The sequence below is a fragment of the Nitrospira sp. genome (assembly GCA_016873435.1).
Classification (GTDB): Bacteria; Nitrospirota; Nitrospiria; order Nitrospirales; family Nitrospiraceae; genus VGXF01.
In genome coordinates, this window is sequence record VGXF01000006.1 from 1 (window position 1) to 23231 (window position 23231).

Below are 23231 nucleotides of genomic sequence, written 5' to 3' on the forward strand. Positions count from 1 at the left end.
TTTCAGTGATCAGTTCCGGGTACTGGATACTGCCAACTCATCGCTTTGAAAGAACGCGAAGTGAAAAAAGTTCACCGCCGTGTTCAGCATTCGGCTAAGCACGAGTCGTGGCAGAAGGGCGGATCACCCACGCCAGCATCGGCCAGAACAGATTCGCGCCGATGGCCGCGAGCCACAGAAACCATTCCAGCTTCCCGATCACCGCAAAGGCAAGCAGGAGAATGGAAAAGTCGCGGCTGGCCATGTTCTTGAGGATAAACTCCGCGCGAGCCGCCTGCTCCGGCGTGCGCCAGGCGTTCTGCGCCTGAGCTGTCTTAGCCCTCGTCATTAGCCATAGGGACACAATATTGGCAAACACTGCCGCGCTGCTCAGCGCCAGTGGCAGCCACACCGTGCCGCCGCTGCTCCATCCGCCATGCGCCCGGAACACGCCCAGTCCGATGGCGCCGAAGATCGCCATGTGCACCAGGTTGTCCGTCATGATGTCCAGTTGCTCGCCGAACGGCGATTCGGCGAAAGTCAGACGGGCTACTTCGCCGTCGCAGCAATCGATAATGGCCGACAATTGAAAGAGCACTGCGCCGATAATCCCGGCCGCATAGGTCCCCACCGAAAAGACCGCCGCCGCCAGCATGCCGACCGCCGTGGCCACCAGCGTGATGGCATTGGGCGAGAGATGCAGCGCCAGAAACATTTGGCTGAGCAGCGCCGAGATCTTGCGATTGAAATAGGTGTCGACAAATCCTTCGTACTGGCCACGGAGCGATGCAAATAATTTCTCCTTGGCCCTCGTCGCAGAGTCCAGATCGTCCACGCGCAGACACCAGCAGCGCGACGTCACGGAAGTTTCGAAGGTCGTCACCAGGCCGTCCGCCTGAGCACGCCCCAGCAGGGCTTGCAGCGGCGGTGACTCGCTCTTGATCGGTGTGGCGACACGCAGCAGCACCGGCTGCACCACCGCCAGATCTGTGGCGCGCCCATCGCAGACCACGGTTAGGGCTCCCGCAGCAGCTGCCGCCTCGCCCGCCAACACTTCGAGAAGCTGGCGCGACAACACCATCTGCGCGCCGACTACCACACAGGCCCCCTTCATTTCATGCGCGAGCGCGTCCCATGTCGTGTAATCGTTGGCGGGAAATTCACGGGCTGGCCACCATCGGACCGGCACAGTGATTCTCGGGTTACCCGCTAGCGCGCGCTTGAGCTGCAGCTCGTCATCGCCGGCCACGACCGTGACGCTCTGTACGCCGGCCCGCTGCAGCGTCAGGATGACGCGCACGAACAACGGCAGCCCCCCCACCACTGTCAGCGGCCCCACCGTTTGCCCGACCGGCGAAGCCGAACCAAAGATGCCCGGCGCCGCGATCACGATGGCGCTGACCAGCGACGACCCCGCCGGCACGGCCAGCTGCTCGTTGGGAATGGTCTGGCCCATCATCACTTGCAGGCACGCGGTGAGAGAGGGCGCCCTCTCGCCGCGTGCCCTCCCCCCTAGCCTTCCATTTTTGGCAGAATCTCCCGCTCGGCTTTCGCGATGTCGTCCTCGAAGTCGATTTCGGTCCAGGGCAGCCCCCCGATCCGCTCGAAGCCGACCCTCACGTCTCGGAAAAACTCCAGCAGGGCGTCCTCATACTCCATGTCCAGCTTGCCGCGCTCCACATAGGCGCCCACGGATTTGATGAGCGTCCCCGTGTCCGTACCACGGACCTTCAGAAACCCGACGCCCTCCCCAGCCAGATCGTACTGCTCCGGGATTTTCTTCGTCAGTGCGATCACCCGCCCACCCTGGGAGACCACCATGCACTCTTCGCCGGTCTGCTTCACCGATTCATCCATCAAGAGCGCGTTCGCGTGAGACGACTTCACCAAGCGTTCGAGAATCTGCTGATGAAACAGCACATCGGCATCCATGATCACAGCGTCGCCGTTCAATTCTTCGCGAGCGCGCCACAGCGAGGTGATACTGCCTCTCTGGTACTGATCGCTCTCGAGATAGCGCACCGCGACGCCGTGCAGCCCCGACCCGACGGCTGCCTGGATCATTTTATTTTTATACCCGACGACGAGGACCGCCTGCCGAACGCCCACAGCCGCGAGCGACCGGAGGTAGCGCACGATGAGCGGCTGCCCACCAAACTGGATCAAACACTTGGGGTGATGTTGCGTGACCGGCCAGAGCCGTTTTCCTACACCTGCCGCCAGGATGATCGCTTTCATGTGCGGATGGTCGAGGTTTCCAATACTTTTTGAAATGCAGCGAGAAATCCGTCCACGTCCTGCACAGATAGGGCGCCCATATTGGCAATGCGAAACACTTTGCTCTCCAATTTTCCTTGCCCCGCATAGATCACATAGCCCTGTTCTTTCAGGCGATCGTGCAGCGTCTGATAGGCTAGGCCCTCAGGCAGATGGAAGCAGGTGATCGTGTTGGACTGATGATTAGCCGGCAGCAGCGGCTTGACGCCCAGCGCCTTCATGCGCTCACGGATTTTCGCAGAGACTTTTTTATACCGCTGGATGCGAGTGGCCACGCCCTCCTCGAGCAATTCATCAAGCGCTTCGTTGAACGCATACGCCACCTGCACGGCCGGCGTGAAGGGGATGGCCGCCGCTTGATTGTCCTCATAATAATGAGGCAGGTGCAGGTACCAGGAACGCATGGGATAGCCCTTCATCCGTTCCATGAATCCCTTGCGAATCAGCACGAAGGACATGCCGGGAAAACCCTGGATACATTTGCCTGCCGTCCCGGCAACCATGTAGAGCTTCGAGCCTGCGATGTCGAGCGCCTCGCCCGCCAGTCCGCTAACCGAGTCCACGAGAAAGGCGCGGTTCTGGCTATCCACTACCTCGGCAATCTCTTTTATCGGATTGATCAACCCCGTCGTTGTTTCGTGGTGCACCATCGCCACTACGTGCACTTCCTGGTGCTGCCGCAGCGCCAGCCGTAATTGTTCCGGATCGGGCCGTTTCGTCCAGTCCATCTTCAGCTCAGCCACGCCCAGGCGGTGCACACCGATCATGCTGGAAATTCGTTCACCATAGACACCGTTGTTGATTACAAGCATCCGCTTGCCGTGCGGGAGGGAGGAGAGCGCCGCGGCTTCGACGGCGGCGGTGCCCGAGCTGGTCAGCAGCACGGCCGTGTACTCAGATTCCGCTCCTGGTACGAACGCTTTCAGGAGTTTGTGCCGGATGCCCTGCAGCAGTTCCGCGCATTCCGGCTCACGATGGCAGATATCGGGCTTGTGGAGCGCCTTGCGGACACGCTCAGTGACATTGACCGGTCCGGGATTGAGAAGAATCATAAGAACTTGGCGCGATGACTGAGGAGCGATGAACGAAACGGGCTTGGGTCTTTCCGCTCGTTTATCATTCTACATTCAGCATGCATCGCTGGCTATTCAATCGCTTTCTTAAACCGCTGCGTCATATCGTGCGGCTCGATCAGTACGCGGTCGGCATCCTCGGTCTGCTCGGTCACCTTGATGAGCAGCATGCTGGGGCCGTCCTTCTTAAGCATCTCCTTGAACTCGTAGACGATGTCCTCACGCTCAATGACGCGCTCGACGTGAACGTAGCCGGCCGCCTTTGCAATGTGCTCCAGCCGCACGACGTTCGAAATTGTCGGCTGATTGCCCGTGGTGCCGTAGACTTCGTTATCCAGCACGACGTGCACAAAATTTTTCGGCCTCAGAGCGGCGACGGTCGCCAGCGTCCCCATGCCCATGAGCACGTTGCCGTCCCCGTCGAACACGACGACCTTCTTATTCGGCTTGTGCAGCGCCACGCCAAGGCCGATGGCTGCCGCTACGCCCATGGAGCCGATCATGTAGAAATGCGTCGCCCGGTCCGCAATCTTATGCGCCTCACGCGACGGAAAGCCGTTGCAGATGATGACCGGTTCGTCCTTCAACTGCTCCAGCAGCGCGGCGATCGCCCGCGCGCGGCTCTGCATGGTGCCTTCTTCGGGTCTCATTCTTTCCTCGCCACACTCGTATTTCCTCGTTTGTGAAACAAAATCATTTTGACGAGATGCACTTCATGGATGGAGCGACTTGACGATACCTTTTTTTAGCAGCAGTGCCACTGGCACGCGCTCCTTCATGAAAGTCTGCGCGGTCCACCGGAGGTCGTCCACCAGCGTTTGCTCGGAAATGGTGCGATGCGGAATCTTCACCGAGTCCAGCACTTGCGTCATGTTCTCGCCCATGACCAGATGTTCAGGCGCGTCCTTGCCCTGAAACCCGCGCCACGAAATCAACAGTAGGCAGGGCTGTTTGTAGATGACATTGAGCGAGATGATCGCGTTCATGGACGTGCCCAGGCCCGAGTTCTGCATGAGCACCGCCGGCACCTTGCCCGCCATATAGGCGCCGGCCGCTATGGCCACCGCCTCGTCCTCACGCACGGCAGGGGTATACAGACGCCGCTCCATGAGGGTTTCAATGATGCCGCCCAATATGGAGTCCGGCACACCGGTGAAGAAATCAAAGCCTACGTCCTGTAGGGCCTGCACGAATACGTCGCTATCGATCATATCGTCCCTTCAGAAACAACAACGGCCGGCCTCATCTGCCGACCGACCGCGCGCATTATAGCCAAGCCTCCGGGGGATTCACAAGGAGCCGTGATCGTGTTACTGTGCCACACGTCAGGAGCGATTCATGCTGACTTTACGCCATCGCTTTCCTCTTCTCACCGCCGTGTGCATGTGGGCTGTGATCAGCGTGCCTGTCACCCACGCCGTCCCCATGGTCAGCGACCCAAAAGGCTTCAGCGGTATCACCTGGGGCACCTCGTTGAACGATCGGCCGGAACTCGCACTGGTCACTACCGCCAACCGCATCAAGGAATATGACCGCAAGAGCAGTCCGCTGCAGTTTGGCGACGCCGCCGTCGACACGATGCGCTTCTCCGCAGTAGACGGAAAATTTGCCCGCGTGACCATTCGCTACAAAGGCAAGGACACGCTGGCGAAAGTCCTGGTCCATCTTCAACTGCTCTACGGCCCGCTGGACCGCACCCCCGGCCAGATGATGCGGAGCGCCAATCAGCAGTACAACTGGCGCGGCACGGACACCGAGGTCAACATGACCTTTGATGGCATGGGTGAGCGCGGATTCCTGTTCATCGAAAGCACCGTGCTGGCCCCCCGGTTCAATGATTCGCTCACGGATAGCGCCTACTAATGAGGCGGCCATGCGCCTGCCCTCGGCTCGTCTCATTATTTTAGGGCTGACTGTCGGCGCAGTACTTCCGTTTGCCGGCTCCGCTCACGCCGTCCCCATGATCAACGACCCCCAGGGATTCGGCGGCATTACCTGGGGAACTACCTTCAAGACGCTGGACGACTATGCGCTGGTGGAATCCACCACGCGGATTAAAGGCTACGAATTGAAAAGCGGCCCTCCACCGCTGGGCGAAGCCAAAATCGAGATGATGCGCCTGCTGACGATCGATGGGAAATTTGCCCGTGTGATAGTCCGCTACCAGGGCGACCAGACCCACAAAAAGGTGCTGGCCTATCTAGAAACCACGTACGGCCCCCTCGACCGCACACCGGGTCAGCTTTCGGTGGGCACGCTCACTCTGCACAACTGGCGCGGCCCGGAAACTGAGATTAATCTTTCCTTCGACGCCAAACAGGAACGCGGCGTGATTTTCTTCGAAAGCCGGATGCTGCTGCCGACCTTCCAGGATGCCATCAGTGATACGGTGAATTGATCGGCAACAATCGACAACTAGATTGACAATTCGCGCGCCCGTCTCGCATCATGCGCCTCATGCATCAAGCCACCAAACTGCGTGAACTTCTGAAGCGCCCCGGCGCAATCAAAATTGTCGGTGCCCACGACGCGCTCAGCGCCAAGCTGATCGAGCGTGCGGGCTTCGACGGCGTCTGGGCCAGCGGATTCGCCATCTCCGCCTCGCTCAAGTGCATTCCGGATGCGAGCTTCATTGATTCTAGCGAACAACTCGCCGTCGAACGCCGCATCGCTGAAACGATCAACATTCCGATTGTCGCTGACTGCGATACTGGCTACGGTAACGCGCTGAACGTCATGCGCACGGTGAGCGACCGTGAGCGCGTGGGTGTGGCCGCCATCTGCATTGAAGACAACGTCTATCCCAAACGCTGCAGCTTCTACGCCGGCGTCCGCCGCGAGTTGATTCCCATCAAAGAGCATTGCGGCAAGATCAAGGCAGCCAAGGCCGCGCAGACCGTGCCAGACTTCATGGTGATCGCTCGCACGGAGGCGTTGATTGCGGGCTGGGGCAAGGACGAAGCTATCAAGCGCGCAGAGGCCTACGCAGAAGCTGGTGCGGACGCGATCCTGATTCATTCCAAATCGAAAACTTTCGACGAGCTTAAGTCAGTTTACAGGGCGCTCTCGTGTCGGGTCCCGATCGTCGTCGTACCGACCATCTTCGACCAGACCACAGCGAAGGAAATGGAAGACGCAGGCGTCAAGATTATCATCTATGCCAACCAGCCGGTGCGCGCGGCCATCCGGAACATGCGCGATACGCTGGAGCTGATCAAGAAGGACACGCGGCCCGGCGTGGCCAACGACCGCATCGTCACCCTGCCGGAAGTCTACGACATTGTCGGTGTCCCGCAGATGGAGGAGGATGAGAAGAACTTTCTGCCTGTGGGCGGTGAGAAGATCACGACGATCATCGCGGCGGCAGGGTTTGAAAAACAGCTCCTGCCCCTGATCGAGGACAAACCCAAGTGCCTGCTGGACATCAAGGGCAAGACCATTCTCGAACGGCAGGTGGCGGCGCTCAACGATTGCAACATCAAGGACATTGCCCTCGTCCGCGGCTACAAAAAAAACGCGATCAACCTTTCCAACATCAAGTACTACGACAACGACCGCTATGAGGAAACCGGCGAGCTCTACTCAATCTTTTGCGCTGAACCGGCCATGAAAGGTCGCTGTCTCTTCCTTTATGGCGACATCATCTTTGACGCGGCTGTACTGGAAAAACTCTTGAAGTGCCCAGCGGATATGGCCATCGTGGTCGACTTGGCCTGGTCGGATCGACCGAAGACCGGCACCCCGCCGCCGCATCTCAAGCCGGACCTCGTGACATTGGAGCATGCTCCGTCAGCAGGCGGCACGGGCCGCTTCGTCATGCCGGACAACCAGCCGCGCGTGCGCAAGATCGGCCAGCACATCGCCCACGGCCAAGCGCATGGCGAGTTCATCGGCATGGCAATGCTCTCCGAAAAAGCCACGGAAGCCTTCAAGCAGGCCTATCACGACGCAGGCCAAAAAACCGGCAAGGGCTTCCACGAAGCGCCTACGCTCCAGAAAGCCTCCCTCACCGACCTCCTCCAGGAACTGATCGACCGCGGCCAGACCGTCGAGGCCGTGCCCATCTACAAGGGGTGGATGGAAGTGGATTCGTTCGAGGAATATCAGCAGGCCTGGGCCAGGCTTCGTCAGTAATCGCTCCGCGTTCTCTTTTCCAAATCAGCTTTGCCTTGCTCATTGGTCAAGCTGCGTGGTATCGTCATAGGTAAGTGAGTAATCACTTACCTATCTATGCCAAGCATGAAGAAGAACGGCAAGCGGAAGGCGTCCGGACAGGAGCGGCAGGCAGGTATCATCGCGGCGGCGGCGGCGCTCTTCGCGCGGCGCGGCTTCACCGGCGCGACGACCAAGGCGATTGCCAGAACCGCCGGCTGCAGCGAGGCGCTGGTTTTCAAATACTTCCCGACCAAGCGCGCGCTCTACGCGGCCATTTTGGCCGAGAAGGTCCCGCTTGGAGAGATGATGGTCGCCGTGGAGGATGCGGCGAAAAAGAAGGACGACCGGCTTGTCTTTACCACCCTTGCCCGCCACCGCATCCGGCGCAATGCCGACCCAACCCTCCTGCGCCTGCTGCTTTTCAGCGCGCTGGAAGGGCACGAACTCTCAAAGATGTTCTTCAAGAATCAACACCGGGTCTTCTACGATTACCTCGCGGCCTACATTGAACAGCGCACCCGCGATGGCGCATTCCGCCGTGTAGATCCCCTGCTCGGCGCCCGCTCCTTCATGGGCCTGATTGCGCACCATCGGCTGCTGCATGAACTGTTCGGCGTGGCTCTGCACCGGTCCCAGGAAGAGTGCATTGAGAGCTACGTCTCGCTGTTCCTTAACGGCATTCAAACGAACGGCGGAAAGACCAGCGCATGAACCGGCTGCGGCTCCACCCCCTCGTCACCATCTTTGTCGTAATCCTGCTCGTGCTGGCCGGTCTGATCACGTTCAAGCTAACCAGCAGCGGGGCCAAGAGTGACCAGCGTAAGGGCCGCGTGATCACGGTCAGCACGGCCACGCCGGTGCGGCAGGATTTGGACGTCCGCCTCGAGTACACGGCTGATATCGGCCCCTATCAAATGGTCAACCTCTTTTCGCGCGTGGATGGCTACATCGCTAAGATGTACGTGGACAAGGGTGACGTCGTGAAGGCCGATCAATTGCTAGTGGAGATTGACCACACGGATTATCTCCATGCCGTCAATCGGGCCAAAGCCAATCTGGCGTCGGCCCAGGCCGAGGTCCTGAAACAGGACGCCAATCTCCGTAACACCAAACTGACGCTCGACCGTATGAAGGCGCTGATCAAGGATCAATTTGTCTCGCAGCAGGATTTGGATACAGCGCAGGTGAATTTCGACGGAGTGTCGGCGCAGCTCGAGGCGGCACGCGCACAGGTGAAACAGATGGAGGTGGCACTGCAACAGGCCGAGACCAATCTGGCCTATTCCTACATCCGCGCGCCCTTCAACGGCTATGTCGCCGAGCGCAATCTCGATCCTGGCGCCTACGTGACTGGCTCAACGGCTAGCACCTCGACCATGTCGCGCGGCATCCTGAGTCTGCACGATATCGAAACCGTTCGCACACTAATCGAGGTAGTCGAAAAAGATATCCCCCTCGTGAGGATTGGCCAGCCAGCGGAGATTCGCGCCGAAGCTTATCCGGACCGTACCTTCACCGGCACGGTGACGCGAACCGTGCAGGCCGTCAATCGCAACACGCGCACGATGACCGTGGAGGTGGATCTGGCGAATAAGGACCGCCTACTCAAGGGCGGCATGTTCGCTCGCGTAGCGCTCAAGGTGGGCGTGCACCGGAATGCGATTCAGATTCCAATTGATGCCGTCACTCGACTCGAAGACAACCAGTACGTCTATGTGGTGCGCGAGGGCAAGGCACGCCAAGTCGCCGTCGACCTAGGCGCCCGCAGCGAGCACAGGGTCGAGATCACGAGGGGGCTGACCGGAGACGAGCAGGTGATCGTCTCCGGTAAGGACCTCGTCAGCGACGGCACCGTCGTCGAAGTCCACCCACTGGAAACCGACGTGAAGCGGCCCTTATAAAGGGCATCTCTTAACCATGACGACTCTTCGACGCTTCACACTTCACGTTTCACGCTTCCCGGCACCGCCATGTGGCTGACGATCCTCGCGCTCCGCAACAGCGTCGGCATTTTGATGCTCTCCCTTGCCATGGTGGTCCTGGGAGCGACGTCGCTCCAGCGCCTGCCGGTGGACCTCTTCCCGAACATTTCCGTGCCAGTGGTCTTCGTCGGTGTCATCTACGAAGGGGCGCCGCCGGTGGATATCGAACAAAGTGTCATCTATCCGATTGAGAAAGCCGTCAGTTCGGCCTCGAACGTCGAGCACGTCGAGTCTTTTTCAAAACTTGGGCTGGGCGCGGTACAGGTCTGGTTCAACTGGGGAGCCGACATCAACGTGGGCCAGATGGAGGTGATGCAGCGCATCACCCAGATTCTCAATCAATTGCCTCCAGGCGTCTTGCAGCCCTTCGTCGTCAAGTTCGACGTCTCCAACATCCCCGTGGCCTACGTCACGGTCGGCAGCGACAACCTGGACGAACGCGCACTCTACGACCTGGCCTTCAATACCATCGCGCCGCAGATTGAGCAGATCAACAACGTGGCCGCGGCCACGGTCGAGGGTGGCAAGATCCGCCAAATCAACATCAGTCTTGACCCGGCACTCTTGCACGCGCGCGGCCTATCCATTCTGGACGTTGTCAAATCCGTCAAGGCCGCCAATCTGATTCTGCCGTCTGGCGACATCAAAGCGGGCAATCTCGATTACAACGTCTTCACGAACAATCAGTTCAAGACCGTTGAGCCGATCCACGACGTCGTCGTAAAAGTGGACTCACGAGGCAACCCGGTACGGGTGCGCGATCTGGGAATCGTCACTGATTCCTCCGACATCCAGACCAACATTGTACGCATCGACAGTCAGCGCGGGGTCTACCTCCGCGTAAACAAGCAACCGATCGCCAACACGGTGGAGGTGGTCGACGCACTCCAGCGCACCCTGCCCAACATGATCGGGATCCCCCCCGGCGTGAAACTAGGCATTTCGTTCGACCAGTCGCTCTACATCCGCATGGCGATCAAGAACCTAACCGAGCAGGCCTTGCATGGCTCGCTGCTGGCGGCGGCGGTCATTCTGCTGTTCCTCCGCAATTTGACCAGCACGGCCATCATCTCTATCGCCATCCCTCTCTCGATCCTGGTGACGTTCATTGTCATGTTCTTCAGCGGTATGACGCTCAACATCTTCACACTTGGCGGGCTGGCGCTCGGCGTCGGCCGTCTGGTGGACGACTCGATCGTCGAGCTGGAAAACATCCAGCGACATCTCAACAAGGATCCCTCTCGCTGGCACGCCATCGTGAACGCAGCCCGCGAGGTGGCCATGCCAATTTTCGTATCCACCGTGACAACTGTCGTGGTGTTTCTCCCGATGTTTTTCGTCATCGGTATTGCACGGCTGCTGCTCATCCCACTTACGCTCACGATCGCTATCTCACTGTTCACATCGTTCTTCATCTCGCGGACGGTCACGCCCTGCCTCTGCTACAAGTTCCTCAAGCCGGAGGAGGAAGCCGCGCGCAATCTGCCCGACTGGTGGCGCCGCTTTATCGAGCGCAGCCGGCGGTATTACGAACGGCTGGATGACGGCTACCAGCAGGCGCTGGACTGGACGCTATCGCACCGCAAGACGGTCATCGGCTCGATTCTGACGCTATTTCTAGGCACCTTGGCCCTGCTGCCGTTCATTGGTTCTGAGTTCATCCCCGTCACCGATGAAAGCCAATTCCGCATCGTCGTGCGCGCGCCGGTGGGTCAGCGGGTGGAAAAAACGGAGCACCAGGTAGCGGAGATCGAAAAGGTCCTCCGGGAAAACATCCGGCCGGAGGAATTGGACACGATCGTCTCCAGCACCGGTGTGCTCCAGCAAGGCCGTTCGTCGCTGTTCAACCCTAACACCGGTCCGCACACCTCGCTTGTGCAAGCCTACCTGGTCTCGCCGGACAAGCGGACGAGAAGTCAGGTCCAGATCATGAACGACGTCCGACCGAAGATCACCAAGCTCTTTCCCGGCGTCGCCATGTTCTTTGACCCTGGAGGGATCGTCAAGCGCGTGACCAGCTTCGGCTCGCAGAAGGCGGTGGATGTCGAAATCTACGGCTATGAATTTGAGAAAGCCCGGACCGCCATCAAACAGGTGGAGGCGGTGATGCACGAGGTTAAGGGCCTGGCTGACATTGAAGTCAGCCGGGAAGAAAACTATCCGGAGCTCAACGTGCAGGTGGACCGCGAGAAGGCTGCACTGCTGGGCATTAGCGAGACCGACGTCGCCAACGCCGTCCTCTACTCAATGGTCGGCAACGGCCGAACTGATCCGATCATCTACACCGATCCACAGACTGGCAACGAGTATTACATCAGTGCCTGGCTAGCCGAGCAATATCGAAAGGAGCTGAGCGACCTCGAAAACAACGTAATCCTGACGGCGCGAACCGGCGAGCCGGTACTGCTCAAGAACTTGGCCTTGATCAAGTTCAACGCCGGACCAGTGAAAATCGAGCGCAAATACTTCCAGCGTGTCATCCATATCACCGCCAACCCGGTCGGGCGCGACCTCGGCAGCATCGGCAATGAGCTCGACGAGCGGTTCGCGCAATTACAATTGCCGCCGGGCTTCGGTATCCGGCTGGCCGGCCAGATCCAGCAGCAGCGCGAAACGAGGGAGGGCCTCCTCTTCGCAACCCTTCTTGCCATATTGCTCGTCTACATGGTCATGGCCGCGCAGTTCAAATCGCTGGTCGACCCCTTCATCATCATGTTCTCAATTCCGCTTGGACTCGCTGGCGTTTGGCTGATTCTCTTCCTAACCAGTACGACAATCTCGACGACTTCGATGATGGGCGTAATCATGATGCTGGGCATCGTCGTCTCGAACGGCGTGTTGCTGGTGGATTACACCAACGTGCTGCGGCGGCGTGGCCTGGCCCTGCGCGAAGCCATCGTGCTCGCGTCGCGGACGCGGTTGCGGCCGATCCTCATGACCTCGCTGGCAACCGTGGTCGGTCTGGCTCCGATGGCGCTGGGCTGGGGCGTGGGCGGGGAAACCAACGCGCCGCTGGCGCGCTCGGTGGTCGGAGGGCTCAGCGTCTCGACGATTTTGACGCTGTTTCTGATCCCGACGCTCTACATGATTCTCGAAGAACGTTTCCCGCGCAAATCCGATCCGATGCTGGGCGATGGACCGCCCACACTGCAGAGTTGAGAGTTATCCATTGAGCCTGCTGGGCTAAAAGGACTCTTCACTCTCCACTGTCAATTCGCAACTGAGTTGGAAGCACGTTGACATCCGCGCGAGGGCTCAGTGACAATGCCGCGCATGTCGTCACAGCCGGGCCAGCCCGCACAAGCTGACATTCCTGACCGCCGCTGCACCTGGTGCAAGGTGCCGATGAAGAAACGCCTCGTTGGCAACGGGCAGTATCTCCACTACACCTGCCCAAAGTGCGTGTTTCAGCACGCCATGAAGTGGGAGAAAAAGTAGCGGGAGCAGGCCGTATGGCTGCTTTCGTCCGCACCTGCCGGAGCGACCCGTCCGGGCTTGCTCTCCAGATCAATAAGCAACTTTTCATCCCCTGCACGTTGTTTCTGATACATCGATTCGCCGGTGGGGGCCTTTCCCGGCATCCTGCTATAATGGGCCGCGCTTAGAGGGGGGAGCTACCGCTTCGGCCGGCTTCGGCTTGTCTTCGAACTGCCTCAGCACTTTCAGAATGGTTTTCGCGCGGTCGATACCCACCCGGTTCCCCGGCGTGTCGGCCGCAAGCCGCAGATATTCGCGAAACTCCGGTACCGCCTCTCTGGGGCGCGATTTCGCCATCAGTGCCACGCCCAAATTGTAATGAACCGTGGCGTAATCAGGTTTGAGCTTCAGCGCGATTTGGTACTGCTTGATCGCACCGTCGAGATCCTGCTTATCTTGCAATGCTAGCCCTAAATCGTGGTGCGTGTAGGCGTCGTTGGCGTTGAGACGGAGGGATTCCTGATATTCAGCGATGGCGCCCACTAAATTTCCCTTGGTCTTGAGCGTGAAGCCCAAGTTGTGATGGGCCTCGGCGTAGCCCGGCTGTAGGCGGATCGCGTGGCGGTACGCCTCGATCGCACCGTCGAGGTCGCGCTTGGCCTGCAGCGCGATCCCGAGATGGAAATAGATCGGCGCGTTGTCCGGCTGAAGACGTACGGTTGTGCGGTACTCCTCGATCGCCGCCGTCTGATCGCCTAAGGCGGCGAACGCGAGGCCCAGATTGTAGTGCGCTTCCACCAGATCCGGATTAAGTTTCAACGCCGCCCGGTATTCGGCCACGGCCCCCGGCACATCGCCCTTCGCATGCAACGCGGCGCCGAGTCCCTGGAGTGCAACCACGAGATTGGGCTGATATTGCAACGCGGCGCGATACTCCTCGATCGCACTGGTGAGATCCCCACGTTTGGCCAGCGCAACGCCGAGCGCATGATGCGCGGCGGCGAATCCCGGCCGGATCTGGACGGCGGTCCGGTAGGCAGCAATCGCACCGGTCTGATCGTCCACCGCCGTGAGCACCACGCCCAGATTATAATGGGCTTCAACCAGATCGGGTTGGAGCCGCACCGCCTCACGATATTCAGCAATGGCGGCCCGATGTTTATTTTTGGCCTGCAAACCGACGCCGCGATTGTAGTGGGTTTCAGCATCCGTGACGTTTCGGTGGACTCCGGATGGGACATCCCCCTTGGCCCAGAGACTGGGGGGGCACGCACATATCAGTGCAAGCAACAGCCCCGCCCACACCATCATTAGTCCCATCCGGCCTTGAGCGGGCATGGTCAACGGTGGAGACGGGAAAATCTGTGCGGCGGTTCCGGACGCGACCTGGAATATGATCTGCGTCGTCATTGTTTCATTATATCTCCCACTCTGCGCGTCAGCCTACCTAGGCGCCGTGCCCCTGTCCAGTGGAACCTCGGTTCGATAGATGAGAGTCTTATGCTGTCTCAAGGGGCCGGTCGGCGACTCTACGCGCACTGCAATGCGCGGCAGCAGGACATACATCACGGGAAGGGAAGAAGCGGCGCATACGTCACCGGCATCCCCAGCAACCGCTCCAACTCGCCGGTCATGTTTTCCTCCTGCAGCGGCGCACGGTTGAGCCGAACTTCAAGTTGAAATCCCCCGTCACTGCCGACGATGCCTATGATCGCCGACGCGTCGGCGCCACCCGGCCAGATCTGCTGCGTATGGAATTCGCAGAGCGTTGTGTAGAGCCGGCCGGCCGGCGCGATCGCACGCAAGACTTCGGGCACGTCACCTAGCGGGCAATGGACCGAGCAACGGTAGGATAAACGGGTGCCGGGCGCTTCTGCGGCAAATTCGTCCAGCGCCTCATCAGAAAATCCCGTCAGATAAGCCCGTACGCGGGCCGGCGTGCCACCGCACGTCGCGGCCAGACGACTGGCGGGCACAAGATATTCGAAGGCGTCCGGCGAATTGCATTCGAACTGGCAGGGACCGAAGGCATCGGGCCACGAACAGAACAGCGGACGGCTTGTGTCGTCGGAGCACAATATGGTTTGCCCGTTGTCGTTCCGCACGTCGATCGGCACGTCCAGCAGCTTGATGGCAGCGAGAAACGCACGCCGGCGTTCGTCAAGCCACTCCCCGCGCCAGGCATCGGCCCGGGTTTCCCCCGGCGTCACCACTTCAGTCGTGTGCAGCCGTACGCGGATGAACCCGTGCGTGTGACGGAACCCTTGCCAGAGCATGCCACGGGGATAGTGACGGGCAAAGGGACCGGCCAACTGCCAGGGATGGCTGACCGAGCAGTAGGTGCCGACGGACTGGTGGCGCTGGTAGACCGTGTGGTAGGCACCGGCCAACAGAAAGAAATCGCCCTGCCAGCCCTCGCGCAGATGCACGAGCGTGACGTCTTCGGTGGACCAAGGATCGAGCGCGTCGAACTCCTCTGGCGCACGAACGGCCCATTCCTCGACATAACAGATGACGTCCTTGTTGGACGCCACCGGTGTCAGCCCCTGAGCGGCCAGTTGGCCGGAAACGGCAAGCGCTTCACCGAAGGTCAGCGTGGCCTGTGTTTCCCATCGCCGCTCGCGCATCTAGTCAAGATGGGGTGAGGGGCAGGCTTAGGCGAAGCAACGGATTCCCTGTTCTCGACCCCACCCTCAGCCTTTCCGCTACTTGATCTGCAGCGCGCGATCCTGCACCCGGATGTCGGCCAGCACCTTGTCCAGATTCTCCGCGAGCATCCGGTTCACCAGTTCCTGCACTTCCATCGGGTCAAACCAAAAGATGGCACTCTCGCGCATGCCGTCAAGGTTGAACCGCATCGTACTGCGATCCGACGCGTTGGCCACCTGGATTACCGCCTTGACCCTGGCCGTTATCGCGGTCGAAAAAAACCGGCTGCGCCCCTGGACCGAAAGCTGTTGCACCTGGCCAGTGATCACGACATCCGGTTTGGCCAGCACCTCCTGCGCGGTGGATTTGCTTACCCAAACTTGGAATCCCAGCCGGGCCAGATGATCGCCCACCATCCGCGCCAGTACTGTACCGATCTTCCCGTCCTGCACCGTGAACACTGTTTCGCCGCCGCCGAGATGCGTACGCACGCCAAGCCGGTCCGCATCCGCGTTGGATTCGAATGGCTCGATAACGACCCTAATATCCTGAAAACTTTGATTGACGGATTTGAGACTCGGCAGGGTCTGAATTTTCAACGGCACCACTTCACCCGTACCGACGCAGCCAGCCACGCCCAGGATGATCCCAAGGCATGCACACAGTCGCTGCACCAATGACATCATGACATCCTCCCGTACCTGAATAACGCCGCCCTCTACCAGACCGCACCAAATTATCGTTAATGCGTTTCGATGGCGCCGATTTCGAGATCGAAGAGCCTCCGGCAGTCGGCGCAGCGGAGTCCCATCTGGTCACGCACGACGTCCATGGCCCGGACTCCGATGGCGGTCAGGTGCGCTCCCGCGCAATCTGTCAGTCGCTCGGAGGCCGAGCGCCCAGGACCTTCCTCAACCGCCCGCATCACGGAGACCCGCAGCGAAAGCGTCCGGACGGCCACCGCATGGACCAAATTACACGAGCTGCAGTGAAAGATCAGCCGGGCGGGAAGGTCGAGCTTTTTGAGAGTGAGGCACAGGGGATGGACCGCAAAACACTGTTGAATGAAGGCTCCGCTTTTATACACCTGTCCCATTTACATCCTGGCAAGCAGGAGAAGGACCGCAACCCCCATGAGATACGGCAACGCGCAGGTGTAGAGCACGATTTTCAGCGCGCGGGAGCTGTCTGGCTCACGCGTCAGCTGTTCCTTGTACACGAATTCGTAGGTGAGTACGGCAATCGTGACCGTGAGGACTAACACGCGGCTGGTCCGCGGCCAGGTGTAGGCACCGCTCAGGACAAAGTCGGTAGTGGAAAATCCGCTGATGAACAGGATGACCGGCGCGACCACGAAACGGACGCCATCGGCAAACCGTTGCGGCCAGCGGGAGGAGGGTTCGTCGACCCTGATATCGGCCCGCGTCACGCCCCGACCACGGTCTTTTTGGTGGCGCCAGAGGCTAGCGCCTGGTTGGACTGGCAGGTTTTGCAGATACGGGGACGCTGCTTGAGGAACTTAGCCTTACCGCCGGCTAAGCAGCCGTAGTGCACGAACTGATCGCAGACCGTGCAGCGGGACCAACCGCCGCGGAAAAAGGTAGTGTTTCGGTAAAGACCCTTGTGGCAAACATAGCAGGTGCGGGGCTCGATCCCCAGCAGCATCGGCTCCCACTGCCCGCCTAACGCGCGAATACTCATAGAGTCAGTTTAGCAAAGCTGACGGCCGGCTGACAAGACGGAGGGATCTGGACACCACGGACTGTTAATCTGCGGGTCTGGGGTTCGTGTCCAGATCGGGGAGCCAAAAAATACGAACGCCCAGCAGAAATGCTACCCCTCCCCCAGCACCCGAGGCTTGGTTGCCAAAAACCAAGGCAAAAAAACCTTGCCTTTCAGTTTGTTTCCACCCGCTCTAACTCTACAGGAGGTGATAAAAATATTGAATTAGTAATAGCATCAAGCTAGGCTGAAAACTCTCACAAACCTTGAATCAACATTTAACGCGGGCCCGTCTTGATGCAGTGATCAGCGGCGCTTAGAGAGAAGACAGCACCTTGTTCAATGGCGGTGCCGGCTGCCAAACCTGAGCAGGTCCGGCCTATTGAGTCCACCCCCGCTTAGAAAGATGCCGGCAAATCGGTTTCGCCAGGTAGATTTCAGATCATAAACGCAGGCTAAACCATGTTTTTCACCATTCCCTCCATCGAAGACATCGACCAGCCCGCACTGACCGAGCGCCTCCAACGCAAACTCGACAACAAAACCAAGCCCATCGGCTCGTTAGGCGACCTGGAACGCTTGGCCATGCAAATAGCCATAACCTTGGGCACTGAGTCGCCACAGCTGCAAAGCCCCCAACTGATCGTATTTGCTGCAGACCACGGCTTAGCCCAGCAAGGAGTGTCGGCCTACCCCAGCGATGTGACGTGGCAAATGGTCGCAAATTTTTTGTCAGGCGGTGCAGCCGTAAGTGTGTTAGCGCGCCAACATGGTATTTGCCTTCACGTGGCCGACTGTGGCGTTAGCCATAACTTTGACCCCAGGCACGGTTTGCTTAGGTACAAAATTGCCCATGGCACGCGAGATGCCCTGCTTACCCAGGCGATGTCGCTTGAGCAATGCCACCAAGCGTTGGCCAATGGCGTTGATCTGATTAAAAACCTGCCTGGCAACGCGCTGTTGTTGGGAGAAATGGGTATTGGGAACACATCTGCAGCAGCATTGCTCATGAGTCGTTTGTTGGGGCTCGACATTGCCGATTGCACAGGTGCGGGCACAGGTCTTGATGCCGGAGCCATAGAGCATAAAACGCAGATCTTGCGGCAGGTTTTGTTGCGCCACGACCAGGCCCATGAGCCTCTCGATGCGCTGGCCGCCATGGGTGGGTTTGAAATCTCCACCATGGTGGGGGCGGTACTCCAAGCTGCTGTAGAACGCAGGGTGATTGTGGTGGATGGATTCATTGCCTCGGCAGCCGTGCTGGTAGCCTGCAAGCTCCAACCGTTTGTTGTGCAGCGCTGCATATTTGCACACCAATCGGCTGAGCGCGGGCACGCAATCATGCTCCAGCACTTGGGCGCTAGGCCGCTGCTCCGGTTGGACCTCCGGCTGGGTGAGGGCTCGGGGGCCGCTTTGGCCTGGCCCTTATTGGTGTCAGCCTGTGAGGTGCTAAACAACATGGCCAGCTTTGAGTCTGCAGGTGTGGCCCGCCAAGTGCCGGTCGACCAAGAAAAACATAAACCTAATGCAAGCCCTTAAGCACTTTTTAATTGCTGTACAGTTTTTTACCCGTATTCCTGTCGTGGGGCGATTAGCGGCATGGGTGGGGTACTCACCAGACATGCTGCGTGCCTCTGCCGTGTATTTTCCGCTGGTGGGGTGGGTAGTAGCAGCAGTATCAGGGGCGGTGATGTGGTTTGTTTACGCTACACTGCCAGCCCTGTCTGCAACGCCTTGGGCGGCTGTATTGCTCAGCACCGCGGCGGGTATTTTCCTGACCGGTGCTTTTCACGAAGATGGCCTGGCCGATACGGCCGACGGCCTGGGCACCGGCTTTCCCCCTGAGCGCGTATTGCTCATCATGAAAGACTCTCGAATCGGCACCTATGGTGCATTGAGCCTTTTTTTGGTGGTCTTGACAAAAGTTGCCTTGCTGGTTGTGTGGGTGCAGCTGTCTTTGACATGGGCGCTTTGTGTCTTGTTGATGGCGCATACCGTCTCCAGGTTCTTCCCGCTCTGCGTGATCAAAGCCCTCCGCCATGTAGGAGACGCACCAACCTCAAAATCCAAACCCCTTGCGTCTCAAATCTCTTGGCGTGGGCTGTGCATGGCACTGGTCTGGTGCGTGCCACCTTTCATTGGCTCGTTAAGTTGGTTTCCGGGGCTGGTCATGGTGGGTGGGGTGTCTTTCTCGGCTCTATGTGCGGTTTATATGGCTTGGCGGCTTCGTGTGCGCATCCAGGGGTTTACAGGTGACGGCTTGGGTGCCGTACAGCAGCTAAGTGAAATTGGGTTTTACTTGGGTGCTTTGTGGGTTGCGGGGCTTAGGGGCTGGTGATGAGGCTGTGGCTTTGTAGGCATGCGCCGGTGCTCGTTGAGCCGGGGGTCTGCTATGGAGCCAGCGATGTGCCATTCGATGAAACAGCCACCCAAGTTGCTGCGAAAAAAATAGCCACTTGGCTACCCAAGGCCTGCGTGGTTTGGGCATCACCCTCGTCCCGAGCTGCCGTCTTCGCCAGGCAACTTGTGCAATTTCGCCCCGATTTGAATCTCGCAATCGATCCCCGTCTTGCTGAAGCGGACTTCGGCACTTGGGAGCTAAAGAAATGGCATGACATCCCCAAAACGGATCTCGATACGTGGGTCGCGAGCTTTGCCCTTTACACGCCAGGCGGGGGTGAAAGCGTGTATCAATTGATGTTGAGGGTTACCGCGGCCCTTGATCACCTGCAGGATTTACAGGTGCCTGAGGCACTTTGGGTTACTCATGCCGGCGTCATTCGCGCAGCGCAGTTCATGGCCATCCATGGGGTGAGGAAATTACCGGAGGCCCAAAATTGGCCCGATACGCCAATTCCGTTTGGGGAACCCCTGCCACTGGATCTTTAACTCAACATTTTTGAGGCCTGGGCCAAAATTATTAGTGCACCGCTGTTGCGCGGAGCCGCGGTTTTGCGATCTGCCGCGATCCCTGTTATTTGGCAAGGCCTCTTCGGGGGGACGGTGAATCAAGCGGTTCGCGCAATATTCAAACTTGGACATTCTGTCCGACTTGTTATTAGTACACCGACTTTCGTCGCGCGGCTTGCCTGATGCTATAGCCCTTTGTTAGTCTGCGACGCGACGGACGAACTCATGGATATCAAGAAATATCTCGAGCAAAAACGCGACGCGGTAGACCGGTTTTTGGACTCGGTCATCCCAAGCGCCACCACCCCGCCGACCACGCTGCACGAATCCATGCGTTACAGCCTCTTCGCTGGCGGCAAACGCGTGCGGCCAATTCTGGCCATTGCGGCAGCCGAGGCGGTCAGCTCTCCGTCAAAAGCCATTTTCCCGGTCGCCTCCTCTCTTGAACTCATTCATACCTATTCGCTTGTTCACGACGACCTGCCCGCGATGGACAACGACGATTTTCGCCGCGGCAAGCCGACCAATCACAAGGTCTACGGCGACGCGATGGCCATTTTAGCTGGCGACGCGTTGCTGACGCTGGCCTTTGAGCTCTGCAGCCGGCCCGATCTGATGGACGGCCTCGACCCGGCTCGCCAGGTGCAGATCGTCCGCGAGCTGGCGCATGGTTCCGGCAACCTCGGCATGGTCGGAGGGCAGGTGCTGGACATCCAGGCGGAGAACAAGGACATCGACCTGGCCATGCTCCAGGGCATTCACAAGCACAAGACTGGCATGCTGATCCGCGCCTCTGTGCGCATGGGCGCACTCGTGGGCGGCGCTACGCCGGCGCAGCTCGACTGCCTGACGAAGTACGCGGAAGACATCGGCCTCGCCTTCCAAATCGCTGACGACGTGCTCAACGTCACCGGTACGCGCGAGGAACTCGGTAAGGACGCCAACACCGACGCCAAGCGCGGCAAGAAAACCTATCCGACGTTTTACGGCGTGGACGGCGCCAGAAAAATGGCCGACGAATGCGCGCGGCGAGCGATCGGTCGCCTGCCATCTTTGGACGCCAAAGCCGATCCGCTCCGCGAACTGGCCCGCTACATCACGTCCCGCAAGAACTAAGTCCGAACGTAGCATGATGACCGCTGGAGCAAGCATCTCGAGACTGAGCAGCCAGCGTTTTCAATCCTCGCCCACCTTCATCGTTCATAGTTCCTCGTGCATTGCGGTTTTATGAAAGCGCTTGTCACCGGGGCGACGGGATTCGTGGGAGCCGCCGTGGCTCGCGCTGTGGCCGCCACCGGCGCGGACGTGCGCGTGATGGTCCGGCAGGACAGCGAGCGCGGCAACCTCGACGGCTTGCCTGCTGAGCATGTCCAAGGCGATTTGCGCAACCCCGACTCCTTGCGCCATGCGCTGGCCGGCTGCCGGCAGCTCTACCACGTCGCCGGTCATTACGCACTCTGGGCGCAAAACCCGTCGATTTTCTACGACATCAACGTCACCGGCACGCGCCTGTTGATGGAGGCGGCCGGCGATATCGGCGTCGAACGCATCGTCTACACCAGTACGATCGGCGCGATCGGCCTGCCGGATGGCGGCGGCCCTGGAACGGAACAGACACCTCTGTCGCTGGGGCAGATAACGGGCGACTACAAGCGCTCCAAATACCTTGCCGAGCAGGAGGTGCTGAAGCTGACACGGGCCGGTCTGCCGGTTGTGATCGTGAACCCCAGCGCGCCAGTGGGTGAGCGCGACATCAAACCCACTCCTACCGGACAGATGATCGTCGACTTCATGAAGGGCCGTATGCCGGCCTATATCGAAACCGGCATGAACCTGATTGACGTGGACGATGTCGCCACCGGCCATGTTCGCGCGATGGAACGCGGCCGTATTGGCGAGCGGTACATTCTTGGGAACAAGAATCTCATGCTGCGGGAGATTTTCGACGCGCTCAGCAAACTGACCGGAGTCTCCGCCCCGACAATCAAATTGCCCCGACTGGCGATTCTGCCACTGGCCTACGCCAATCAATGGATCGCAAATTACTTCACCCATCAGCCGCCGCGCATTCCGCTGGAAGGCGTCAAGATGGCCAAGTACAAGATGCACTATGATTGCAGCAAGGCCGTCCGCGAGCTGGGCCTACCGCAGCCACCGATCGAGATCGCGCTGGAGAAGGCCGTGCGGTGGTTCCGTGCGTACGGCTATGTCTGATGGCCGCTCCCCTTCTCCTTTATAAGACGCTCCTCCTCCGGCCTTACGTTTTTATTTTTCTTGCCGCGGCGGTCTTCTGCGCATACCGGCTGATCGGCTGGAAACGGACCGGACTGTTTTTCGGCATCACGTGGTTTGTGGCATTCGTGTGCGAATGGTCATCCACGCGCACGGGCATTCCCTTCGGCTGGTACCACTACACAGGGTCGACGGAGGGACAGGAGCTCTATTTTTCGAACATCCCCTTCATGGATTCGATCTCGTTCAGCTTTCTGCTCTACGCGAGTTACTGCCTTGCGCTGTTCTTCCTGTTGCCCAAACAGACGGGTGCTGGCGCGCGCGGTTGTGGGCCTGCGCTTGATTTTACACTGACAGCCCGCACCTCCTGGCCGGCCTGCGGAGTGACCGTGCTGCTCTTCGCCCTGATCGACATGGTGATTGACCCGGTCGCGTTGCGCGGGAGCCGTTGGTTTCTTGGGCAGATTTATTTTTACCCCGATCCCGGCATCCACTTCGGCGTTCCACTCGCCAATTACGTCGGCTGGATGGTGGTGGGCGCGATATCGCTGGCCCTCTACGTCCCGCTTGACCGCAACCTGCCCGGACCTCTGCCCTGCGATGGCCGGCCTGCCACCAGCGCGATTCTCCTGGGCTGCGGCCTCTATTATGGGGTACTGCTCTTTAATCTGGGCGTCACGTTCTGGATTGGCGAGTTTTTGCAGGGCATTACCGGCACACTCATGTACCTGCCGCTCACGGCCCTGTTTCTGATACGCGCCTTGGATCGATTGCCGCTACCGGGGCACAGCGACTAATCTACGCCATCTTGGGTTCTGTACCATAAGGCTGTATA

Annotated in this window: 23 protein-coding genes; 12 read left to right on the plus strand and 11 right to left on the minus strand. The window is 59.3% G+C overall.

The features are described from left to right. Positions 1-94: 94 nt before the first annotated feature. The 5 genes from FJ248_05030 to FJ248_05050 form a co-directional block, all read right to left on the minus strand. A complete protein-coding gene (locus FJ248_05030) occupies positions 95-1438 on the minus strand; it encodes a hypothetical protein (protein MBM4120247.1) in 1344 nt (447 codons plus the stop codon). A 53-nt stretch (positions 1439-1491) separates the two neighbouring features. Continuing rightward, positions 1492-2217: a phosphocholine cytidylyltransferase family protein gene (locus FJ248_05035; protein MBM4120248.1), complete on the minus strand. Its 726-nt coding sequence runs from the start codon at positions 2215-2217 to the stop codon at positions 1492-1494. Continuing rightward, positions 2214-3308, minus strand: a complete 1095-nt coding sequence (locus tag FJ248_05040; GenBank protein MBM4120249.1) for an aminotransferase class V-fold PLP-dependent enzyme — start codon at positions 3306-3308, stop codon at positions 2214-2216. Before FJ248_05040 ends, FJ248_05035 begins: the two co-directional genes overlap by 4 nt. 92 nt (positions 3309-3400) lie before the next feature. Continuing rightward, positions 3401-3979, minus strand: a complete 579-nt coding sequence (locus FJ248_05045; protein ID MBM4120250.1) for a sulfopyruvate decarboxylase subunit beta — start codon at positions 3977-3979, stop codon at positions 3401-3403. A 63-nt stretch (positions 3980-4042) separates the two neighbouring features. Beyond that, a complete protein-coding gene (locus FJ248_05050) occupies positions 4043-4540 on the minus strand; it encodes a sulfopyruvate decarboxylase subunit alpha (GenBank protein ID MBM4120251.1) in 498 nt (165 codons plus the stop codon). Positions 4541-4667: 127 nt separating this feature from the next. Between FJ248_05050 and FJ248_05055 the strand changes: the two genes are divergently transcribed. The 6 genes from FJ248_05055 to FJ248_05080 all read left to right on the plus strand — a co-directional run bounded on the left by FJ248_05055 (position 4668) and on the right by FJ248_05080 (position 12625). Beyond that, positions 4668-5192, plus strand: a complete 525-nt coding sequence (locus tag FJ248_05055; GenBank protein ID MBM4120252.1) for a hypothetical protein — start codon at positions 4668-4670, stop codon at positions 5190-5192. Between the two features lie 10 nt (positions 5193-5202). Beyond that, entirely contained in the window at positions 5203-5727 is a 525-nt protein-coding gene (locus FJ248_05060) for a hypothetical protein (GenBank protein ID MBM4120253.1), read from the plus strand. 59 nt (positions 5728-5786) lie between these two features. Next, the gene (locus FJ248_05065) at positions 5787-7463 is read left to right on the plus strand and encodes a phosphoenolpyruvate mutase (GenBank protein MBM4120254.1); all 1677 of its coding nucleotides are present in this window, start codon (positions 5787-5789) and stop codon (positions 7461-7463) included. Between the two features lie 96 nt (positions 7464-7559). Next, positions 7560-8195 carry a TetR/AcrR family transcriptional regulator gene (locus FJ248_05070; protein ID MBM4120255.1) on the plus strand — a complete coding sequence of 212 codons (636 nt, stop codon included), beginning with the start codon at positions 7560-7562 and terminating at the stop codon, positions 8193-8195. Beyond that, on the plus strand, positions 8192-9385 hold the full coding sequence (locus FJ248_05075; GenBank protein MBM4120256.1) for an efflux RND transporter periplasmic adaptor subunit: 1194 nt from the start codon (positions 8192-8194) through the stop codon (positions 9383-9385). Before FJ248_05070 ends, FJ248_05075 begins: the two co-directional genes overlap by 4 nt. A 69-nt stretch (positions 9386-9454) precedes the next feature. Continuing rightward, positions 9455-12625: an efflux RND transporter permease subunit gene (locus tag FJ248_05080; GenBank protein ID MBM4120257.1), complete on the plus strand. Its 3171-nt coding sequence runs from the start codon at positions 9455-9457 to the stop codon at positions 12623-12625. A gap of 426 nt (positions 12626-13051) precedes the next feature. Here the strand turns inward: FJ248_05080 and FJ248_05085 are convergent, their stop codons facing one another. The 6 genes from FJ248_05085 to FJ248_05110 all read right to left on the minus strand — a co-directional run bounded on the left by FJ248_05085 (position 13052) and on the right by FJ248_05110 (position 17233). Further along, the gene (locus tag FJ248_05085; GenBank protein ID MBM4120258.1) at positions 13052-14293 is read right to left on the minus strand and encodes a tetratricopeptide repeat protein; all 1242 of its coding nucleotides are present in this window, start codon (positions 14291-14293) and stop codon (positions 13052-13054) included. A gap of 155 nt (positions 14294-14448) precedes the next feature. Then, the gene (locus FJ248_05090; GenBank protein ID MBM4120259.1) at positions 14449-15510 is read right to left on the minus strand and encodes a hypothetical protein; all 1062 of its coding nucleotides are present in this window, start codon (positions 15508-15510) and stop codon (positions 14449-14451) included. Positions 15511-15588: 78 nt separating this feature from the next. Next, entirely contained in the window at positions 15589-16218 is a 630-nt protein-coding gene (locus FJ248_05095; protein ID MBM4120260.1) for a hypothetical protein, read from the minus strand. A 56-nt stretch (positions 16219-16274) separates the two neighbouring features. Continuing rightward, positions 16275-16628: a hypothetical protein gene (locus tag FJ248_05100; protein ID MBM4120261.1), complete on the minus strand. Its 354-nt coding sequence runs from the start codon at positions 16626-16628 to the stop codon at positions 16275-16277. Then, positions 16629-16961, minus strand: coding sequence for a hypothetical protein (locus tag FJ248_05105; protein ID MBM4120262.1), 333 nt, complete (start codon positions 16959-16961; stop codon positions 16629-16631). It abuts the gene before it with no gap. Further along, a complete protein-coding gene (locus FJ248_05110) occupies positions 16958-17233 on the minus strand; it encodes a hypothetical protein (GenBank protein ID MBM4120263.1) in 276 nt (91 codons plus the stop codon). Before FJ248_05110 ends, FJ248_05105 begins: the two co-directional genes overlap by 4 nt. Before the next feature lie 483 nt (positions 17234-17716). Here FJ248_05110 and cobT point away from each other — a divergent pair, with 483 nt between their 5' ends. The 6 genes from cobT to FJ248_05140 all read left to right on the plus strand — a co-directional run bounded on the left by cobT (position 17717) and on the right by FJ248_05140 (position 23193). Continuing rightward, positions 17717-18793 carry a nicotinate-nucleotide--dimethylbenzimidazole phosphoribosyltransferase gene (gene cobT / locus FJ248_05115; GenBank protein ID MBM4120264.1) on the plus strand — a complete coding sequence of 359 codons (1077 nt, stop codon included), beginning with the start codon at positions 17717-17719 and terminating at the stop codon, positions 18791-18793. Next, the gene (locus FJ248_05120) at positions 18780-19592 is read left to right on the plus strand and encodes an adenosylcobinamide-GDP ribazoletransferase (protein MBM4120265.1); all 813 of its coding nucleotides are present in this window, start codon (positions 18780-18782) and stop codon (positions 19590-19592) included. Before cobT ends, FJ248_05120 begins: the two co-directional genes overlap by 14 nt. Further along, positions 19592-20143, plus strand: coding sequence for a phosphoglycerate kinase (locus tag FJ248_05125; protein ID MBM4120266.1), 552 nt, complete (start codon positions 19592-19594; stop codon positions 20141-20143). The genes FJ248_05120 and FJ248_05125 overlap by 1 nt, the downstream gene beginning before the upstream one ends. A gap of 246 nt (positions 20144-20389) precedes the next feature. Beyond that, entirely contained in the window at positions 20390-21280 is an 891-nt protein-coding gene (locus tag FJ248_05130) for a polyprenyl synthetase family protein (protein ID MBM4120267.1), read from the plus strand. A gap of 111 nt (positions 21281-21391) precedes the next feature. Next, entirely contained in the window at positions 21392-22378 is a 987-nt protein-coding gene (locus tag FJ248_05135; protein ID MBM4120268.1) for an NAD-dependent epimerase/dehydratase family protein, read from the plus strand. Beyond that, positions 22378-23193: a carotenoid biosynthesis protein gene (locus FJ248_05140; GenBank protein ID MBM4120269.1), complete on the plus strand. Its 816-nt coding sequence runs from the start codon at positions 22378-22380 to the stop codon at positions 23191-23193. Before FJ248_05135 ends, FJ248_05140 begins: the two co-directional genes overlap by 1 nt. Positions 23194-23231: the final 38 nt, after the last annotated feature.

What these genes read in the sequence shown, in the direction of transcription:
- FJ248_05100 (MBM4120261.1), bottom strand. Translation starts at nt 16,628, where the DNA reads ATGGGACAGGTGTATAAAAGCGGAGCCTTCATTCAACAGTGTTTTGCG.
- cobT (MBM4120264.1), top strand. Translation starts at nt 17,717, where the DNA reads ATGTTTTTCACCATTCCCTCCATCGAAGACATCGACCAGCCCGCACTG.
- FJ248_05140 (MBM4120269.1), top strand. Translation starts at nt 22,378, where the DNA reads ATGGCCGCTCCCCTTCTCCTTTATAAGACGCTCCTCCTCCGGCCTTAC.
- FJ248_05035 (MBM4120248.1), bottom strand. Translation starts at nt 2,217, where the DNA reads ATGAAAGCGATCATCCTGGCGGCAGGTGTAGGAAAACGGCTCTGGCCG.
- FJ248_05110 (MBM4120263.1), bottom strand. Translation starts at nt 17,233, where the DNA reads ATGAGTATTCGCGCGTTAGGCGGGCAGTGGGAGCCGATGCTGCTGGGG.
- FJ248_05065 (MBM4120254.1), top strand. Translation starts at nt 5,787, where the DNA reads ATGCATCAAGCCACCAAACTGCGTGAACTTCTGAAGCGCCCCGGCGCA.
- FJ248_05070 (MBM4120255.1), top strand. Translation starts at nt 7,560, where the DNA reads ATGCCAAGCATGAAGAAGAACGGCAAGCGGAAGGCGTCCGGACAGGAG.
- FJ248_05130 (MBM4120267.1), top strand. Translation starts at nt 20,390, where the DNA reads ATGGATATCAAGAAATATCTCGAGCAAAAACGCGACGCGGTAGACCGG.
- FJ248_05055 (MBM4120252.1), top strand. Translation starts at nt 4,668, where the DNA reads ATGCTGACTTTACGCCATCGCTTTCCTCTTCTCACCGCCGTGTGCATG.
- FJ248_05045 (MBM4120250.1), bottom strand. Translation starts at nt 3,979, where the DNA reads ATGAGACCCGAAGAAGGCACCATGCAGAGCCGCGCGCGGGCGATCGCC.
- FJ248_05080 (MBM4120257.1), top strand. Translation starts at nt 9,455, where the DNA reads ATGTGGCTGACGATCCTCGCGCTCCGCAACAGCGTCGGCATTTTGATG.
- FJ248_05030 (MBM4120247.1), bottom strand. Translation starts at nt 1,438, where the DNA reads ATGATGGGCCAGACCATTCCCAACGAGCAGCTGGCCGTGCCGGCGGGG.
- FJ248_05120 (MBM4120265.1), top strand. Translation starts at nt 18,780, where the DNA reads ATGCAAGCCCTTAAGCACTTTTTAATTGCTGTACAGTTTTTTACCCGT.
- FJ248_05095 (MBM4120260.1), bottom strand. Translation starts at nt 16,218, where the DNA reads ATGATGTCATTGGTGCAGCGACTGTGTGCATGCCTTGGGATCATCCTG.
- FJ248_05075 (MBM4120256.1), top strand. Translation starts at nt 8,192, where the DNA reads ATGAACCGGCTGCGGCTCCACCCCCTCGTCACCATCTTTGTCGTAATC.
- FJ248_05050 (MBM4120251.1), bottom strand. Translation starts at nt 4,540, where the DNA reads ATGATCGATAGCGACGTATTCGTGCAGGCCCTACAGGACGTAGGCTTT.
- FJ248_05090 (MBM4120259.1), bottom strand. Translation starts at nt 15,510, where the DNA reads ATGCGCGAGCGGCGATGGGAAACACAGGCCACGCTGACCTTCGGTGAA.
- FJ248_05040 (MBM4120249.1), bottom strand. Translation starts at nt 3,308, where the DNA reads ATGATTCTTCTCAATCCCGGACCGGTCAATGTCACTGAGCGTGTCCGC.
- FJ248_05060 (MBM4120253.1), top strand. Translation starts at nt 5,203, where the DNA reads ATGCGCCTGCCCTCGGCTCGTCTCATTATTTTAGGGCTGACTGTCGGC.
- FJ248_05135 (MBM4120268.1), top strand. Translation starts at nt 21,392, where the DNA reads ATGAAAGCGCTTGTCACCGGGGCGACGGGATTCGTGGGAGCCGCCGTG.
- FJ248_05125 (MBM4120266.1), top strand. Translation starts at nt 19,592, where the DNA reads ATGAGGCTGTGGCTTTGTAGGCATGCGCCGGTGCTCGTTGAGCCGGGG.
- FJ248_05085 (MBM4120258.1), bottom strand. Translation starts at nt 14,293, where the DNA reads ATGACGACGCAGATCATATTCCAGGTCGCGTCCGGAACCGCCGCACAG.